General features: G+C 41.5%; 16 protein-coding genes and 1 tRNA gene. 6 read left to right on the top strand and 11 right to left on the bottom strand.

All coding sequences use genetic code 11. The features are described 5' to 3' along the window. The 3 genes from BP27_RS0109995 to cobO all read left to right on the top strand — a co-directional run. Positions 1–271, top strand: a 271-nt coding sequence (locus BP27_RS0109995) for an IS30 family transposase (protein ID WP_027851434.1), incomplete at its 5' end; no start/stop codon positions are given. A 43-nt stretch (positions 272–314) separates the two neighbouring features. Next, positions 315–1412 carry a TonB-dependent receptor gene (locus BP27_RS15925; protein WP_051610503.1) on the top strand — a complete coding sequence of 366 codons (1098 nt, stop codon included), beginning with the start codon at positions 315–317 and terminating at the stop codon, positions 1410–1412. 59 nt (positions 1413–1471) lie between these two features. Next, a complete protein-coding gene (gene cobO / locus BP27_RS0110005; RefSeq protein WP_027851435.1) occupies positions 1472–2077 on the top strand; it encodes a cob(I)yrinic acid a,c-diamide adenosyltransferase in 606 nt (201 codons plus the stop codon). A 3-nt stretch (positions 2078–2080) separates the two neighbouring features. Here cobO and darG read toward each other — a convergent pair whose 3' ends face one another. The 3 genes from darG to BP27_RS0110020 are packed head-to-tail and all read right to left on the bottom strand — an operon-like array spanning position 2081 to position 7282. Next, positions 2081–3166, bottom strand: coding sequence for a type II toxin-antitoxin system antitoxin DNA ADP-ribosyl glycohydrolase DarG (gene darG, locus BP27_RS0110010; protein ID WP_027851436.1), 1086 nt, complete (start codon positions 3164–3166; stop codon positions 2081–2083). Between the two features lie 8 nt (positions 3167–3174). Then, positions 3175–3819, bottom strand: coding sequence for a type II toxin-antitoxin system toxin DNA ADP-ribosyl transferase DarT (gene darT / locus BP27_RS0110015; RefSeq protein WP_027851437.1), 645 nt, complete (start codon positions 3817–3819; stop codon positions 3175–3177). Positions 3820–3823: 4 nt separating this feature from the next. After that, positions 3824–7282: a class I SAM-dependent DNA methyltransferase gene (locus tag BP27_RS0110020; RefSeq protein WP_027851438.1), complete on the bottom strand. Its 3459-nt coding sequence runs from the start codon at positions 7280–7282 to the stop codon at positions 3824–3826. Between the two features lie 169 nt (positions 7283–7451). Between BP27_RS0110020 and BP27_RS0110025 the strand changes: the two genes are divergently transcribed. Then, the gene (locus tag BP27_RS0110025; protein WP_027851439.1) at positions 7452–7700 is read left to right on the top strand and encodes a heavy-metal-associated domain-containing protein; all 249 of its coding nucleotides are present in this window, start codon (positions 7452–7454) and stop codon (positions 7698–7700) included. On the opposite strand, the gene BP27_RS0110030 is transcribed toward BP27_RS0110025, so the two are convergent. The 3 genes from BP27_RS0110030 to BP27_RS0110040 all read right to left on the bottom strand — a co-directional run bounded on the left by BP27_RS0110030 (position 7697) and on the right by BP27_RS0110040 (position 12827). Beyond that, entirely contained in the window at positions 7697–8452 is a 756-nt protein-coding gene (locus BP27_RS0110030; protein ID WP_027851440.1) for an EAL domain-containing protein, read from the bottom strand. The two genes, BP27_RS0110025 and BP27_RS0110030, sit on opposite strands and share 4 nt — an antisense overlap. 10 nt (positions 8453–8462) lie before the next feature. Then, positions 8463–10874: an EAL domain-containing protein gene (locus BP27_RS15930; RefSeq protein WP_051610504.1), complete on the bottom strand. Its 2412-nt coding sequence runs from the start codon at positions 10872–10874 to the stop codon at positions 8463–8465. Between the two features lie 249 nt (positions 10875–11123). Further along, positions 11124–12827, bottom strand: coding sequence for a sensor domain-containing diguanylate cyclase (locus BP27_RS0110040; RefSeq protein ID WP_027851441.1), 1704 nt, complete (start codon positions 12825–12827; stop codon positions 11124–11126). A 130-nt stretch (positions 12828–12957) separates the two neighbouring features. Between BP27_RS0110040 and cobU the strand changes: the two genes are divergently transcribed. Beyond that, positions 12958–13491 carry a bifunctional adenosylcobinamide kinase/adenosylcobinamide-phosphate guanylyltransferase gene (gene cobU, locus BP27_RS0110045; RefSeq protein WP_027851442.1) on the top strand — a complete coding sequence of 178 codons (534 nt, stop codon included), beginning with the start codon at positions 12958–12960 and terminating at the stop codon, positions 13489–13491. 92 nt (positions 13492–13583) lie between these two features. Here the strand turns inward: cobU and BP27_RS0110050 are convergent. Together BP27_RS0110050 and BP27_RS15935 are read right to left on the bottom strand one after the other, a co-directional pair. Beyond that, positions 13584–13673 (bottom strand) — tRNA-Ser (locus BP27_RS0110050). Between the two features lie 63 nt (positions 13674–13736). Continuing rightward, complete coding sequence (locus BP27_RS15935) at positions 13737–15023, bottom strand: ribonuclease J (protein ID WP_150112049.1); 1287 nt, start codon at positions 15021–15023, stop codon at positions 13737–13739. A gap of 142 nt (positions 15024–15165) precedes the next feature. Between BP27_RS15935 and BP27_RS0110060 the strand changes: the two genes are divergently transcribed. Beyond that, complete coding sequence (locus BP27_RS0110060) at positions 15166–16506, top strand: Y-family DNA polymerase (RefSeq protein ID WP_084324578.1); 1341 nt, start codon at positions 15166–15168, stop codon at positions 16504–16506. Positions 16507–16521: 15 nt separating this feature from the next. Here BP27_RS0110060 and BP27_RS0110065 read toward each other — a convergent pair whose 3' ends face one another. From BP27_RS0110065 to BP27_RS0110075, 3 genes are all read right to left on the bottom strand, one after another. Next, positions 16522–16701 (bottom strand): hypothetical protein, encoded by a 180-nt coding sequence (locus BP27_RS0110065; RefSeq protein WP_027851444.1) that lies wholly within the window; start codon positions 16699–16701, stop codon positions 16522–16524. Between the two features lie 167 nt (positions 16702–16868). Next, positions 16869–17705 (bottom strand): 23S rRNA (adenine(2030)-N(6))-methyltransferase RlmJ, encoded by an 837-nt coding sequence (locus BP27_RS0110070; protein ID WP_027851445.1) that lies wholly within the window; start codon positions 17703–17705, stop codon positions 16869–16871. A gap of 111 nt (positions 17706–17816) precedes the next feature. After that, the gene (locus tag BP27_RS0110075; protein ID WP_027851446.1) at positions 17817–18071 is read right to left on the bottom strand and encodes a GrxA family glutaredoxin; all 255 of its coding nucleotides are present in this window, start codon (positions 18069–18071) and stop codon (positions 17817–17819) included. Positions 18072–18079 lie beyond the last annotated feature (8 nt).

The raw sequence follows: 18079 nt of genomic DNA on the forward strand, positions 1-18079 counted from the left end.
GTTTGCTGAGCATCAAGCCATTGCAAAAGCACTGAATTGTGACTTTTACTTTGCAGACCCTTATGCTTCTTGGCAACGTGGATTGAATGAAAATACAAATGGCTTAATACGTCAATACTGCCCCAAAGGTTCATGCTTTAAGCACTTAGATGATGAGCATTTTGAATTCATTATGCATCGTTTAAATAACCGACCTAGGAAAACACTTGGAATGAAAACACCAAATGAAGTATTGTTTGAAGAATTACAGGCTGTTGCACTAGCAAGTTGAATCCAAGCTTTCTGTTGGAGCAAGTGTTGATCTAACTGAAGGCTTGCAGCTAGTTGTAGATCATCATAGGGAGGATAAAGAATCGCAGTATGGCTCTGGCAAACCCTCTGAATACGAATATAATTCGACTGATTTAGCATTAAAATACAAAGATTCAGACCTTAGCTTGATTTTTGGAGTTCAAGGTTTTGATGGCGAAAGACAACAAGCGGCTTCACAGTACAATGCAGAAAACAAAACTACCAAAGCTAATCTAGCTGGTTTTGTACTAGGGCAATATAAGTTTGGCTCTAGTTTAGTTAGTGCGGGTGCCCGTCATGAGAAAGTTGATTATAAATACAATGACGGAACAAGCGTGTTAAAAGATGATCACAAGCTAACTGCCTGGGATGTAGGCTTTAATCAGCAGTTTACCCAAGAGTTGAGTGGTTTTATTAACCTGAATCAAGCTTACCAAGCACCTGATATTGATCGTTTTTTTAAAAATGAATTAGACAGCTTTTGGGCTTATGATAAAACTATTTTTAATGGTTTTATTGATCCAGCCAAAACTAAAACCCTTAACTTGGGTTTAAACCACTTAACAGAAGCCAACAAGCTTAAAGTAACGGCTTTTTATACTAAGTTAACAGATGAGATTTACTACTATAGTGCGCCTTCGCCAAATGATAAAAATACTAACATTGATAAATCATATAAGTATGGTTTGGAAATTCAAGACCAGTGGCAAATCACCGAGCAATTAAGTACTAACCTAAACTATGCTTGGGTTATCGCTAAAATAGACAAAGAAGATGAAGGTGCTGGCGCTTATAATGGTAAAGATCTACCAGGCGTTTCAGAGCACAACGTTTCTTTAAGCCTAGATTATGCAATTACTGAAAAATCTACTGTGATGTTAACCCAAGTTTGGCGTAGTAAAGCCTATGCAGCCAATGATTTCGAGAATAATTTTAGTCAAAAGCAGCAAGCCTATAACCTTACAAATTTAGGCTACAGCCATAAGTTAGAGCAGGTAACCTTATTTGCTAAGGTAGATAATATTTTTGATAAAGGTAATGGCATCTGGATTAGTGATAATAATATTTACCCAGTAAACTTTACTCGCACTTGGCAGTTGGGTGCGCGTTTAGATTTCTAAGCTTAAATAAACAAGCCCTTAATTACCTAGTAGTTAAGGGCTTGTTAACAGAGGTAGTTATGACAGAATCAAGCAAACCTGAACGCCATAAAAAGCGTATGGAACGCCACAAGGAAATAGTCGATAGTAAAATTGCTCAAGCCACCACAGAACGCGGTGTAGTGGTAGTGCATACCGGCAATGGTAAAGGTAAAAGTACCGCTGGCTTTGGTATGGCGGCCCGTGCGCTAGGTCATGGTATGCAAGTGGGCATAGTGCAATTTATTAAAGGCAGCTTTAGTACGGGAGAAGAAGCTTTTTTTCGCCGTTTCCCCGAAGTTAGCTACCATGTAATGGGTCAAGGCTACACTTGGGATACGCAAGATTTAGAAAAAGACCTAGCCACCGCTGCTAAAGGTTGGGCGCAGGCTAAGGCTTTTTTAGAAGATGAGAAAGTTGATTTAGTGGTATTAGATGAGCTGAATATCGCTCTAAAATACAACTACATTGCTATGCAAGATGTATTAGATGCCCTAGCTAATCGCCCAGCTATGCAGCATGTAGTCATTACTGGCCGTGGTGCCAGAGACGAACTCATCGCCGCTGCCGATACAGTTTCAGAACATAAAGAAATTAAACACGCCTTCCACGCTGGGGTAATAGCGCAAAAAGGCGTGGAGCTTTAAATTTTAGTGGCTGGTACTGGCATCTAGTGGTATTTGATTTAGGCGTGTTAAGGCTAAGTCTAACCTTGCTCGGCTAAAAATTTTAAGCTTTCGGTCTGCCCAGTATTTACCCGCTGGCCAATTAGCTAGCCCATCTAATAGTGCTGGTGCAGTAGCCGCCACTTGTTGCTGGCTTATTAACCAATCAACCGTAGAAAGTAACTCCATACCAAAAGGTGATTCAAACCCATCAATTAGCTGAGTGGTTTTTTCTAAGGCTGGTAAGTAATCTTTTGCTTCATTTTCTAGGTAACTTTTTAGTTGATTATACTTACTATCATTAAACCAGATTACATCGTGTGGACCACAATCACTAATACGCTTGTCACTTATAAGGTAGCTACCATCTAAACCATCGAGTAAATGACGTAATTTATCAGCATAAGGGCCGTAGTTTTTAGCATTAAACTTCAAGTTTAATGGGTTAGTTAATTTTTGTGATTCAATAGCTCTTTCTAAAAACCAGGCAAGTTTTTGAATTTCTAATAGACTGCACTCCATTCCCAGTATCCAATAACGGCGTACTAGTTCAGCAATAAGTGCTCGAGCAGGCGTTAGCTTCTCAAAGCCACTAGCTTTCCTTATGTTTTGATATTCATAAGTAGGTTCATAAATAAAAATATCTACATTCTCTAAATCAAAGAGTGCTTCTTCTATATGCTGTTTAACTTCAGACCAATTTAAACCACCATTACCAGCACCTAAGGGTGGTATTGCAATAGATTGCACGTTGTTTGCTATTATAAAACAACGTAAATCAGCTAGGCCATCAATAATCCATTGCATTTGTGATTTAGAACGCCAGTGCTGCTTAGTTGGAAAGTTGATTATCCAGCGCGGTGCTAAAAGTTCATTAGTTTCTGTTACAAACATCTTGCCAGTTTTTACTTCTTTATCCTTACAAGCTTTAGCATAGGCTTTCATGTTGTCAGGAAAACGCTCTTTAAACATTAGCGCTATGCCTTTACCCATAACACCAACGGTATTAACTGTATTAACTAAAGCCTCTACCTTAGCTTCTAACAAGTTGCCTTGAGTATAACTAATCATTTAAGCTCCTAAAAAAACCAGTTTGGGCGACAAATAACTTTAAGTGGAATACCAGGATCTTCGACATGCTTTTGTACTGTCTGTTGAGTTGATTCTGTATAGCAAACAACGCCTAACAAACCTTCTACAGGTAGCTTTTTAGGAATAAGAGCTTCAGCTTGGTAACGCTCAATCTTTTCTGGATCATTAGGGTCTCTTTGAAAATTTCTTACCTGTAGCAATGGCCAATTTATAGCATTTAGACTATCTAGCTTATTGAAGTAATTAGCTGTAATTGAATAAGCATGACGGTCTGTGAATACGAAAGGCAGTCCTAAGCTATGCAGATGGTACAGGCTAGACACTAGAATGATAATCTTAGAGTTCTCAACCTTGCGAACACCCCCACGCCCAGTATGTATGTTATACAGCATAGGCGAAAAAGGAGTGAAATAAAAAGGAATGTAGTCGTTAAGATAGCCACCTGGAGAAATAGGTACTTGGCGCGTGGCTCGTTTATTAATTAGGTCAATGTTACCAATAATTTCCCAGCTGTTCGAGTGGATTGGACTATTTGCTGCATGTAATCCATTCTCAAGTATCCAAGGCAGGTTGTCTCTATGAGTAATTCGCCAAATTAGAGCTTTGTCAGGGTTCAAGTCTTTATAAGTCATTTTATTAAACCAAATGCCAAGTTTGGGTGGTTGTTTCGTATTCTGCTAAGCCCACTGCTGCTAACGATTGTAAGCCTTCTTCAATTGATTTGGTGGGTTTGCGTTTAAAGGTTTCAGCTAAGCTTTCTAAAGTGTAGGAGCCTTCGGTTAGGGCTTCACGAAGCACTTTTAACTGTTCTGGTAGTGTTTTAGGGAAGCTGGCTTTATCTTTGGCTGCAATAGCTTTTGGTTTGCTGGCGGCAACGGTTTCAAGTGCAAGGTCGGCTTGCTCTTGAACGTCATCGGGTGCTTGATAGTCTGGGCGTAACCAGCGAACAATACCTTTGGCTTCTTCTTCAGCACGTTGTTTGTTTAGTGCTACCAAGCGCATGAGCAGCTCCTCTTCTGCTTCGGCTTGTTCGGCTGGCTTGTCAGGTAACGGTGTTGTTGCACCAGGCTTGCCGACTAGCTTTTCGGCTAAGTCTGACCAGCCGTAAGCTTCAAATACTGCGGTGTCTAGGTCGTCGTGGAGTTCGCGCAACAAAGACAGCAAACCCTCTTGATGAGTGGTTTTATCTTTTTCAGTGAGTTCTTCGCCTGCTCTAAGCTTTTCTAAGACGTTGTACATACCTGTTAATGTTAAATTAGGGTGTGCTGCTTGCTGGCGCTTACGGTGGGTGTCGATTTGTTCAGCAAGCTTGGCTATTTTTACTGACTGTTCATCATTTAAAGTAGGGAAAGGAAAAGCTTCAAAGCATTTACCTTTGTTGTAAACAGGGTCATTACCAGCACCAAGAGCACCGCCAGCAACTAAAGCCCAAAGCATACTAACTCGGCTAGATAAAACTCCTAAACATTGCGCATCACTTAGAGCAATGGCGATAAGTTTATCATCAGGCACAATTTCAGAATTAAGAAAAGTGAAGTATCTGTGTTTAGAAGTTTGGACAGTAGCTATGTACTTTGTTAAACCTTCGTGAGCAGCACGTAAAACTTTTCTTGGTTCAGCAAAGCGCCACCATCTTTCACGCACTGACTTTCTTTTGTTTTCGTCACGGTCGGGTTTTACACGTTCAAAAAGCCATTGCCATGTTTCTGGGTATTGTTCTTTTAGTTGCTCTTCTTCTAAGTCAAAGGTGTCAAGAACTAATACACCGCGTGGTTTGCTAGCTAAATCGCGTCCATTTCTATAAGGGCGCATCAAAGCACCCTTATCTAGGTTCTTGCCTTGCTCATGAGTAACTAAAAAGCCTTCGCCATGCGGAATCATGCCACGGTTACTGATTAAATTATTGGATTGCAAAATAACAGCACTAGCAATATCTGCACCTATATTAAGGTCTGAAAATAGTTTGCCTTTTTGCTGTTTCAGGTTGACTAAGCGGCTTCCATCTTCACTTTCAGATTCAGAGGTTAGGGTAAAAAGTGCGCCTGACAACTCACCTTTAGCACCAACAGTCATCGCTATTCTTACTGCTGCACCATCATTACCGTCTACCCAAGGATGATCTGGAATAGCGTACAACAATGAAAGAGGTTTTTTTGTATTATGAAGGTGAGGCTCTATAACACGACGATTAAAAGTCTGCTTAATGCTATTAGTGGTTATAAAACCAAAGCGATTAACTTCACCTAGTCGGGATTTTTCAGCAGCGATATGCCACCAGAACATAACGAAGTCGGCTGACTCTGGAACAGAACCTTTATATACCTGACGAATAGCATCTACATAGCCGTCACCTAGGGCATTTCTAAGTCGCTTGTTACCAATAAACGGCGGATTACCAATAATATATTCTGCATCTGGCCAGTGCGCTGGGCGTGGGTTTTGGTAGTTGTAAACTGTCGCTCGCCCTGTTTCATCTGGAATTAACTCGCCCGTAGTGGGGCTGGCTTTCATGCTAATACCGTCCCAAATAGTCACTGGGTTGCCGCTGTCATCTAACAAAGCTTTTCGGCTGTCGTAGTCAATTAGGGCATCACGGCATTCAATGTTTTTAAAGTCTTTAAGAATGGGTTCAGGAATGTTTAGGTTGCCATTTAAACGGTAATGCCACTGTAAATAGCCTATCCATAGCACCAGTTCGGCAATTTGTGCGGCTCGGGTGTTAATTTCTAAACCTAAAAATTGGTGTGGGCTAACGGTTAAACCTTCGGCATCTAAGGCGCTTTGCCCACCACTTAATTCAGCAATAAAAGCTAATACTTCGCCTTCTAAACGCTTCATGTGTTCTAGCGCAACGTATAAAAAGTTGGCACTGCCGCAAGCTGGGTCTAGCACACGGGTTTGGCAAAGCTGAAAATGAAAGGCTTTAACTTCTTCTAGTGCTTTGTCTTGTTTGCCTTGGCGTAATAAGGTTTCCGCAGCGGCTCGAATATCACCCCATTGTTCGCGTAAAGGGTCTATTAGCGTTGGCATTACTAAGCGTTCTACATAGGCGCGGGGCGTGTAGTGTGCGCCTAACTTGTGGCGTTCTCTTGGGTCTAGGGCGCGTTCTAACAAAGTACCAAAAATGGCAGGTTCAACGTAACGCCAGTCAGCATTGGCGGCATCTATTAGCAGTTGAATTTGGTTGGTGTCTAGTGCTATGGGGTCTATACCTTTGAACAGCCCACCATTAAAGCATTTAACATTAATCATTAAGCGTTCGCTGTAGCCACCCGTATTCATGGTTTCCCAAAGAGCTTTTAGTGCATGGGGGAAGGCTTCAGGGTTTTTATTTTTAATATCAACCAGTAGGTCATGAAAAGAAGAGGCAGGTAAAAGGTCAACATCTTCTGCAAACATGGTAAATAAGCAGCGTTTTAAAAAGCTGGCTACCCGCTCAACGTCATAACCGCTTTGTTCTAACGATTTGGCTAGTTGTGCCAGTTTATTACTGACTTGGCGAGTGACTTTAGCCGTGTGTTTGCTTGGGTCTAGACTGTCTGGGTCTTGCCATAATTTGCGTAAACGCTCTTGTATTTCGGGCTTGTGTAGATCGTCTAGCTTAATTTCGTGGTGGCGAGGGTCAGGATAAGCAACGTAATTACCGCCGGTTCGGGTAAATTCCGAATAGGTATAAATGGCGTTGCCAACATCCACCACAATAATAAAAGGTGGGCGGCCTTGTTTTATTTCATTTTTTGGTAAGCCGCGTACATAGCGTTCGGCTTGGGCAACGGCTGCATTAATGGCGTTTTGGTGAGTGCGTGTGGCGAGCTCTTTGCCGGTTTGTTTGCCTTCTAGTACAAAGTGGTCACGCTTGTAGAGGTCAATAAAACGCTTTTCGGTAGTGGAGTCGGCACGCTGGGGTGCAATAAAACGTTCAAAAACATAAGCGTTTTGACTAGCTTCACTTTCACCCGGCTCAGGGTGAGGAAGGTCTAACAGGGTGCAAAGGTCACGAATAAAGGATTGAAAGTTAGAGCGTTCACTTCCGGCATTTCCTTTCCAGCGTTTTAAAAAATCTTCTACAGCAGCAGGGGTGGCGATGGCATCCAAGCGGGTTACTCCTTAACTAGAGCTAGATATTGAGTTTTTAGGCAGATTATACAGCCTATCACTTAATTTCTATAAGGCTACCTAGAAAAAGCCTCTTTGGAAGCTTGCTGTGACTAAAGATACCTTTATAGTATAGGTTTGCTGTTGATTAACTTAAGAGGGTTAAATTATGGAACTTGGAACGATTAAAATTGCGAATATGCAGGGTGAAGACTGCGTAGCTACTATTAACAAAGCACTAGGCGATATAGGTGGTGTGACGAGTGCTAAGGCATCTCTAGCCAACCAAAATGTAGCGGTTAGCTTTGATGAAACAGTTACTTCTTTAGACAAGCTAAAAGAAGCCGTTCTAGCCAGTGGCTTTAATTTAGCTGTTCATGGTGAAGATGGTAATTGCTGTGGTGGTTGCGGTAGTTAAAAAGTCACTTCTGGTAGGCTTTCAAATGCAGGTTTTGCAAAGTAGTAGCCTTGCATCAGCTCTATACCTGCATTTTTTAGCCATAGGTATTCTTCTTCAGTTTCTATGCCTTCTGCTAGGGGTTGAACACCTAAGTCTTTAAACATGCTTAAACAGTTTTTAACTATATGCTGGCGAACTGTGCTGCTAGCTATATTGCGAATAAGCTCCATATCTAGCTTGATAATATCGGTTTGAAAATCTGCCAGTAGGTTTAAGCCAGAATAGCCTGAACCAAAGTCATCAGTAGCTGTTTTAAAGCCTAGAGATTGGTAGTACTCAACCACAGTGCGTATGTGGTTGTTATCTTCTAACTTTTCCACTTCTGTAAACTCAAACATAATGTTTTCAGTAGGGAAGTTGTATTTATGGGCTGCCTCTAAGGTGGTTCTTATGCAGCGTTCGGGCTTGTAAATGGCATTAGGCAAAAAGTTAATGCTAAGCATAGTGGTTATTTTTAGGCGGGCAGCTAGCTCTATGGCTTTAATGCGGCAAAGTTGGTCAAAAATATAGCGGTTGTCATCGTTTACTTGCGAAATAATGGAGTAGGCAGATTCATTATTCACGCCACGCACTAAAGCTTCGTAACCAAAAATTTCTTGAGTTTGGCAGTTAACTATGGGCTGAAATGCCATAGTAAAATCAAAGCCTAGGTTGTCTGCATCTGCACATTGGCTACATAAAAAGCGTTTAAGTTCAGTTTCTTGGTTCATAAATATTTTCCTAGTTCAGCCAGCGAGCTTGGGTATTCCATTGCTCTAGCCAGAGTAAAAATTGTTCTTTAGGTAGAGGGCGGCTAATACCGTAGCCCTGTACCCACTTGCAGCCTAATTCTTGTAAGCGTAGACCATGTTGTTGGGTTTCTACCCCTTCAGCGATAACGGCTAATTTAAAGGTGTCTGCCATGCTTATAACGCCTTTAACTATCGCTAGGTCATCTGCATCATCTATTAAGTTGCGTACAAAGCTTTGGTCTATTTTTAGTGTGTTGACTGGCAGGTGTTTAAGGTAGCTTAAAGAAGAATAGCCAGTACCAAAGTCATCAATCGAAATAAGTACACCTTGCTGCCTTATTTGTAATAAAATTTCTGATGTTTTTTCTAAGTCTTCAACGGCAATGTTTTCTAACACTTCTATTTCAAGGTTATTAGGGTTGACTAATGGGTAGTCAATAAATACTTGTTTTAAGTTATTTATAAACTCAGGTTCATGCAATAAATTAGAATCCATATTTATACTGATGGGGCATAGAATACCAGCTTGCTGCCATTCATTAAGCTGTTTGGCTGCAGTTTGCATTACCCAATAGCTAACCTGCTGCATAATAGTATGATTACTAATATCTGGCAAAAATAACCCGGGTGCTAAAAGCCCTTTAACTGGGTGGTTCCAGCGTATCAGTGCTTCAGCACCTATAACCTGGTTGGTTAGGCTATTAATTTTAGGTTGGTAATACAGTTCAAATTCACTGTTATCGAGTGCTTTTTGAACCTCTTTTGCCTTGGTTGATAAGTTGCGCAGGTTTAAGTCGAGCTGAGGATCAAAAACCTCAAAGCAGTTTTTGCCTTGTTGCTTGGCGGCATACATGGCTTGGTCTGCATGGCGTATTAACTGTTCTGTATCGCTTGGGTCTTGTGGGTAGTAGGTAACGCCAAGGCTTGCTGTCACTTTTATGACTTCATCATTAGCTAAGCTACGCTTGGCAATGGTTGCCAGTAGTTCATTGAGTAAATCGGTAGACTGCTGAATGTTTTCAAGCTGGGTAAAAACTAAGATAAATTCGTCACCGCTTAATCTACCAAACAAGTCTTCTGGTTTAAGCAGCCTTTTTATACGCTTGGTTAATTCAACTAGTAGCTGATCGCCCGTTTCATGCCCGTACTTATCGTTAATTTTTTTAAAGCTATCTAAGTCAAAATAAACCACGGCAAGTTGGGTATTTTGTTCGTTTGCTTGAATAATAGCTTCACGAAGCTGTTGGGTTATTAGCCGCTCATTAGGCAAGTTGGTTAGGGTGTCGTAGTGGGCAAGAAATTGCAGTTGTTTTTCGTTGTCTTTTATATGAGTAATATCAGCGGCTACGGCTAGGTAGTTGGTAATTTCTTTAGGGAGTTTTTCATTGTAAATTGTATTGACAGACAAAGTAACCGCATAAGGTTTACCGTTACTTTTTTTGCTCCACAGCTCACCCTGCCAGTGCCCTTTATAAGCTAGCGCCTTCTCAATTTCTTGGTAGGTTTCTGCGTCTTGTTGGTTAGATTTAAGCAAATTGGGGCTTTTGCCTAAGAGTTCAGACTTTTTATAGCCAGAAATACGCTCGAAGGCGGTGTTTAGATCAACTATTTTACCGTTTTGGTCGGTGATAATGATGGCATCATAGGACTGTTCAAATACCTGTGCCGCTAGTTGCAGTTCTTGTAGGTATGCCTCTTGCGTCTGCTTGTTCTTTTTCTCGCGCAAATAGCTAGCATATAAACCAAGGATACCCAAAAGGCCTACACCTAGGTGGGTAACTAAAAGCTGGTATTTATGCTGTTTAAAGTTGGCGAGGTAGGGGGTTAATAAAACTGAAGCAGTAATTCCACCTCTAACTTCGCCTACCTTATAGCCTTGATGAGCATGGCAGCTCAGGCATTCAGCTTCTACATAAAAGGGGTGGATACTTTTGTAATAGGTTTGATTATCTATCTCTACCAGATCACTAACCATATCTTGTTGATCAGTGAAGCCGGCTAGCACTTTTTCTTCCCAGGCATCGGCTTGGTTATTGGGGTTAATAGGGTTGCTGCTGATGAGCTGTGTTTTAATCCCTAAGTTGGTGACTGACTGTTCTTGCAAGTCTCGCATTAAGTAAGCTGGGTTGAGTAGGGTGAGGTTAAGGTCTTGTTGAGTGGTTAGGTTTTTGAGTGGATGAACCAAGTAAGGGTTAATGTCACTGTCTGGATTGGCTAACACATAAACACCACCTTTTTTTGCAGCCCAGCTTCTAAAGCTGATATCTCTATCAACAGTAGCTTTAGCAGCAGTGCTAGCGTTTCTAAGGGTTTCTTGGTAAGCAGCATTATGATTGTAAATAAATGAGGCTAAAAGTGTTAGTACCCAGAGAAGAAGAAAAAATAGGTATTTTTTTAACATTTAGTGATGGTGCCTTAATAAAAAATACGGTCAAGCTTTGGCTGTTGCTAGGTAAGGTTTATACTAACTCATGACCTGTAAAATTGTTACACAAAATTTCATAAGCCAACAACTAAACTAGCTTGTTTCTACAAGACGAGAGATAGAATGCCGCATTTAAACAGACTGAGATGGTTTTTTATTGTGTCAGTCTCATTTCTCTCAAAGCTCACAAAAAACAACATGGACTAGAGTGTTTTTTGCGCTCTGTTACAAATCTTTTTGTAATTCAGCTAGGTTTACTTGGTTTCTACCTTGGGCTTTGGCTAGGTAAAGGGCTTCATCGGCCCGGTTGATAGTGCTTTCAATGGATTCTTGGTTGGCAATATTCATTTCTGCAACGCCAATACTGATGGTTATTTTAAGGTTGGTTTTTTCATCTATAACAATGCTGTGTGCTTCTATACCTTGGCGAATGCGTTCGGCACATTCTTTGGCTGCATTAGAGTCAGCGCTGGGCAGAAGAATAACAAACTCTTCACCACCAAAACGGGCGATTAAATCTTGCTCTCGGCTAAGAGTATTAAATAGGTTGGCGACTTGGATTAACACTAAATCACCTGTTTTATGCCCATGTTGGTCATTGATAGCTTTGAAGTGGTCTATATCGAGCATCATAACCGATAGGTGGCTGGTATTTTGCTGTGCTTTCTCAACTAGGTGGCTGGCTTCTACTAAAAAATAACGGCGGTTATACAGCTGGGTTAGAGGGTCGGTAGATGCTTGTTTGGTTAGCTCGGCTTGTTTGGCACGAATGCTTTCTAATATTTTTATGCGGTGAGAAATAATAAAGGCTAGGGTTAGTGCTTCTAGCACTATGCCTATACCTACACCGTGGCTGTTTACATAGTTGGGTTCTATTAAGCCTTTGTAATACAACACGGCATAGGCATTAAAAATAACAAAGAAGGTATGGCCGATTAAAAAGTATTTAACCAGCGGATTGCCTTTGCGGAATAAGGAAATGCTAACGGAAAAGGTGACTAGCATCATGATTAACGCTAGGCTGCTGGCGTATTTTAATGCACTGGAAATATCAAACAGGCCATAGGCAAACCCCAGAACCAATAAGACTAGAATAGCTTGTAAGCCTTTATGTTCTTTAGGGTAGGTTTGTGAGGTTTCAAAAATAGCCATCATAAACAAGACTAAAAAAATAGGCATGGTGAAAACCGTTAAGTTAAGCATAAACACCCAATCACCATAGACATTAAAGGTTTTGCTAATTAACCCGTAGGCAAGGGCTATCCAGACCTGACCTGAAATTAGGTAAAGCGAGTAGAGGATATTTTCTTTTTTGCTAGTGGCTAGGTAGAGCAGGCTATTATAGAAGACAAGTGCGGCCAGCATGCCAACCAGTAGGGCAATATCTAAATGCCCACCCACTAGGGCTTTTTTAGATTGTTCATCGTCGTAAATCTCTGCCGCAAACCATTGGTGCGAATAGGCGTGGCTTTTAATGTATAAACTAGTGGTGGTTTGTGCTGGCAGTGTGAAGGGGTAAACCACTGTGCCTTGGTACATTAAAGGGTGGTTGTTGGCAGTGTTTAGATCGATCGAAGCTTGGTTTATTAAAGAGGAAGATTCTTCAAATATGGCTACTGAACGTAAGTGATAAGCTTTAGGTAGATGCAGGTAAAGTTTTTGCTGTTGTTTTTCTTGGTTGTGTAGTTTTATTCGATACCAAGTAACCGATGCTTGATTGCCTAGTGTGGTGGTGCTGTTGGTTGGGTGAAAGGTTTGGTTACGCAATTGTTCAAACTTCATTGTTTGTGAAGTGTCGATAAAATATTCGATAGAGTAATTTTTTAACTTTGTTGTGTCTTGATTGATATTGATGATAGGCGAGGCTAGTGCACTTAAACTAAAGATGCACAAGAAAAATGACAGAAAAAATAGGCGAGAGCTTGCCACTAAAAAGAACCTTTTTTTGGTTAGGTATTTATTGGTTAGAACGTTGATAAAGCCAGTTTAACAGTCTGTTTTTTTTAGAATATCGCATAGGTAAGGGTTTTGATAATCATTTATTTATTTTGGAGTGGCTATGCGTCAGCTTGTTTTAGGTGGTGTGCGTTCAGGTAAAAGCCGTTATGCAGAAAGCTTGGCTAAAATAACAGGCTTGCCAGTCATTTATATTGCTACAGCAAGGGCTGGTGATGATGAAATGCAAGCACGTATTCAGCAGCACCAGGCTTACCGACCTGCTGACTGGGTTACTTTAGAAGTGTTTGATGCAGACTTGCCCAAGCAGCTTGCCAAGCTGATGCAGCAGCCTAAGGTAATTCTTTTAGATTGCTTAACGCTTTGGTTAACTCAGTTGCTATGTGAAGCGCCTTTAAGTGAGGCTTTGTTGGAAAAAGTAGATGGGGTATTAGATGAGCTAGTGGAAATAGTTGCCGCTGGTGGGCAAGCAGAGTTAATTATGGTGGGCAATGAGACAGGTTTAGGCATTATGCCAATAGATGCTCTTTCTAGAGCTTTTGGTGATAGGGCAGGGTTGCTGCATCAGCGTTTGGCTGAAGTGTGTGAGAAAGTGGTATTAACCGTTGCTGGCTTGCCTTTAGTGGTTAAAGGTTAGCTGTAAGAAATTTAATTATGGCCTGTTTAGTGGCCTGATAGAATTTTAGGCAAAAAAAAGCCCCTGATAAATCAAGGGCTTAAAGAATAAGTTGGTGGAGGGCCAGAGATTCGAACTCTGGGAGGGCTCACACCCTCGTCGGTTTTCAAGACCGGTGCTTTCGACCACTCAGCCAACCCTCCAACACGGGGCGTATATTACCACCAGAATATTTTGCGTCAAGGCTTTTCTACAATATTTGTAAATTATCTATTTTCTATTTGAATCAAGGGGATATCTATTGCATCCATTAGCCTTGGTGCTGCGGAAAGATCATAAATTTCACCGTCTTTTACTGATTTAGAATTAATATCTAGGCTTTTTGCAAAGTCGCAGTGGGCATCTTGGTGATAATCTTCACCATGCATAGCGAGTAGGTGTTTAGGTCGTAGCCATTCATAGAGCTGTTTAATTTCATCTTGAGCAGGGTGCCCAGAAGCATGAATAAGGCCATCTTCATCAGTTAATAGCTGAATACCGCGTGCGGCAAGCTGTTCTGTTAGGCGTTCTACGGCTTCTTCATTACCAGGAATGGTCTTTGAAGAAAAAATAACATGATCACCTGCTTCTAATTCCAAAAACTGGTGCTTGCCTTCAGCTAGTCTGGCCAGCGCTGCTTTCGGTTCACCTTGGCTACCTGTACAAATAATTAACTGCTCATGGCGGGGTAGGTAGCCTAGCTCTTGGGCTGCTACTAGTTCTGGAAAGTCATTTAGGTAGTCGAGTTTTTTACCTATGCCATGAATCCGCTGCATGCTTCTACCTAAAAGGGTGACTTGCCGCTTAGTTTGCTGGGCAATTTTACCCAAGCTATAGATGCGGGCTAAATTACTAGCAAAACAGGTCACCAATACACGGTTGGGCAGGGGGCGAATCATGTCTAGCAGACCTTTTTGTACACGGGTTTCTGATTCGCTGTGTCCTGTTAAAGGTGCATTAGTAGAGTCACCAATAATAACGTCTATGCCTTGCTTACCTATGGCTTGTAAACGCTGGGTGGCAGTTGTTTTACCTAGCACTGGCGCTGGGTCTAGCTTCCAGTCACCCGTATGGTAAAGATTACGACCTGCAACCTGTATAAATAAGCCGTTAGCCTCGGGTATAGAGTGGGTAACGGGAATCCATTCAACACTAAAAGGGCCGAATTGATTGGTTTTTAGGGGCTCTATGCTATGTAACTGACTAAGTAGGCGTTTATCTTTTATGCGTGAAGCTATCAGCTCTAAGGCGAAGGGGGCTGAATAAACAGGGCATTTAAGTTTTTTCCAAAGATGCGGTAAAGCACCTATATGATCTTCATGCCCGTGGGTAATTAATATGGCTTGTATTTTTATACCGTTATCTTTGGCTGCTTGTATGTCTGGGATCAAAACCTGTGGATCACCGCTGGGGTTATTGATAAAACCTTGTCCGCAGTCAACGGCTATCCAATATCCTTGACTACCATACAGATAGAAGTTTGCACCTATCTCACCTGCGCCCCCAAGGGGCATAAAAAAAGGACCTTTTTTTTCTTTAATTTCCAATTTATTTTTACTTAACACTATTAATCCTAACAAGTTGATAGTAAAGAACAATTAAAACAATACTGTATAAATAAATATACTGTTTAAAAGAACAGTAAGGAGTTTTGTAATGCTAACAGCAGAATACGTCACTGGCCTGTCGATTAGAAGAGGCACCGCAGATCGTAAGTGGGTTGCCTTGGTTGATGTTAATAATTTTTATGTAAGTTGCGAGCGTGCTTTTGCTCCTAGACTCATTGGCCGGCCTGTTGCTGTGCTTTCTAATAATGATGGTTGTGTTATCGCTAGAAGTGATGAGTTAAAAGCTTTGGGTGTAGAAATGGGTAGGCCAACTTATAAGCTTAACCACCTTGTAAGGCGTTACCGTGCGGTGCTTATGAGTTCTAACTATGCACTTTATGCGGATATGAGTCGCCGATTCAATGATGTATTAGGGCGCTTTTCAGATGAAGTTGAGCCTTATTCTATTGATGAGTCTTTTGTTGCCTTGCCTGGATTTTTTACTGACACGCTACGCGAGCTAGGTCAGTCGATTGAAAAGACCGTAGCTAAAGAGGTGCATTTACCCGTGGGTGTGGGAGTTGCTCCAACGCGTACTTTAGCTAAGTTGGCTAACCGGGTTGCAAAAAAGCTGCCAGAAGGTCAGAGGTTCTACTTGTTAGAGCCAGATTCTAAAGAAACAGAAAGTTTATTAAAACAGACAGCTATAGGCGATGTATGGGGTATAGGTGCAAAATTATCTGAGCGTTTACAGTCACTAGGTATTAATACTGCTTGGCAGTTGCGTGAATCTTCTGAAGATTTAATTAAGCAGCGTTTCTCGGTTACTTTACAGCGTACCCAGTTAGAGTTGCGTGGAATAAGCTGTCAGCCATCTACTCAACAGGTTAAGTCGCGTAAGCAGTTGGTTGTTTCTCGTTCTTTTGGTCAAGCAAGTGCTGAAGTGTTGGATGTAGCTGAAGCTATTCGTAGTCATGTTAACCGTGCTGCGCAAAGGCTTAGAAAGCAAAAGAGTGTGGCCAAGGCTATGACGGTATTTATTAGAACAAATCCCTTTAACCAAGATAAACCCCAGCATAGTGATTCATTGGTTTGGGTGTTTGATGAGCCAACCTCTGATACGTCTGAAATGTTGCAGGCTGCACAAAAGCTTTTAAGGAGAATTTGGCGTAAAGGTTACTTTTACCATAAGGCTGGCGTGCAGCTGATGGACTTAACAGACTCATCTTCTGCCCAGTTATCGCTTTTAGATGAATCCAAAACTGCTGAACTGCGCGCAAGAAACCAGCGTTTAATGGATGTTATGGATAGCATTAATGAGCAACAAGGTCGCGATACTTTGGTAATGGGGGCTAAACGTAAGGTTGCTGCCTGGCATACTAAACAAAAGGCCTGCTCACCTGCTTACACAACGGCTTGGTCTGATATACCTAGGGTTGTTGCACGGTGAGCAGTGCTTGGGTGTTTAGGCTGACTTTTTAATTGCGTTAACTGCAGCTGAGTGACTTGAGGATGAAGGGCTTTCCGTAGCAGTGTTAGTAGGATTAACAGCCTTTTCTTTGATGTTGGTTTCTTCAGTCACAGCTGTACTGCTGATTGCGACACAAAAACCGCCGGCTGTTGCTACATAACCTTTTTTAGACATAGTTGTCTCCTGCTCTTCTTAGGTTGAGGAAAGGAGCGGTAAGCGAGTACCACTGATGTGTGTTTTTAGGTTCGGAAAAGACAATAACTGCTTTATTATGTAATTGAAAGCCTTTTCTTGTGCATTGCACAAAAAGTCTAATACAGGTCAACTGTCTGCTTTTGGCTTCAAATGAGTTCTTCTAGCAGGAATTTGCCTTGAGTTCCTTGCATTAGCAACGCATTAAGTTCGGGTAGTAGGCTCTTAAAATCTGTAGCTAGGCAGTAGGGTGGATTGATGATTAACATGCCGCTACCAGTCATGCCTCGGCCGCTGGTTAAGGGTAAAGGCAAGTGTTCAACTCTTAATAAGTTGGGTAGTCCTGCTTTTTGAAAGCGCTTTATCCAAGCATTGGTTGCTTGAGCTTGGAGTACAGGATACCAAATAGCATAGGTGCCTGTGGCAAAGCGTTCTAAACCATTTTTTACAGCTTTTATGAGTAGGTCGTAATCGGCTTTAACTTCGTAAGAAGGATCAATAAAGATTAAACCACGTCTTTCAATGGGCGGTAGTTGCGCTTTTAATGCAGCAAAACCATCACTAGCTTCTATTCTAACCCGCTTATCTTTTTGAAAGTTGTTGGTTAGCTTTTGGTTATCTTTTGGGTGTAGTTCATGCAGTACCAGTCTATCGGTTGGCCGCATTAGTTTTGCTGCTATAGCAGGTGAGCCTGGGTAGAAATCTAATCGACTAGCTGAATTGAAGCTGCTAATAAGTGTTTTAAATTCTTTTAAAAGAGGGTGTTTGGGTTGGCTTAAAAACAACCTTTCTATACCTTCACGAAACTCTGCTGTTTTCTCTGCCTCTGGTGAATGCAGTGAATATAAGCCTGCACCTGCATGGGTGTCTAAATAAAAGTAGGGCTTGTCTTTGCGATTAAGGTAATTAAGTAGATAGCTAAGGGTGAGGTGTTTGAGTAGGTCGGCAAAGTTGCCAGCATGAAAACTGTGACGGTAGCTAAGCATTACTGGGTATCCAAAAGTGTAAGGTGGCTAATTTTTAAGGGCTAGAATAGCAAAAAGCCGCATCTTCTATTAGATTGCGGCTTTTATTTTACTTAGCAGACAAGAAAGGGGTTAAATCCAACCTTGGCTTTTTGCGTGGGCTTCCATTTCGGTATAACCACCTATGTGGGTTTTATCGAAGAAAATTTGTGGAACGGTATTGACTGGCTTACCGATAGTTTTTTCCATGTCTGCTTGTGAAATACCTTCGGCATGAATATCGATATAACGGTGAGTAGCACCTTGAGAGGCTTCTAGCTTTTCTGCTAGCTCTACGGCTCTTACACAAAATGGGCAGCCAGGACGACCAAAAATTACTATATGCATTTTTCACC

The organism is Marinospirillum insulare DSM 21763, from assembly GCF_000686905.1.
In the GTDB taxonomy this organism is placed as follows: Bacteria; Pseudomonadota; Gammaproteobacteria; order Pseudomonadales; family Halomonadaceae; genus Marinospirillum; species Marinospirillum insulare.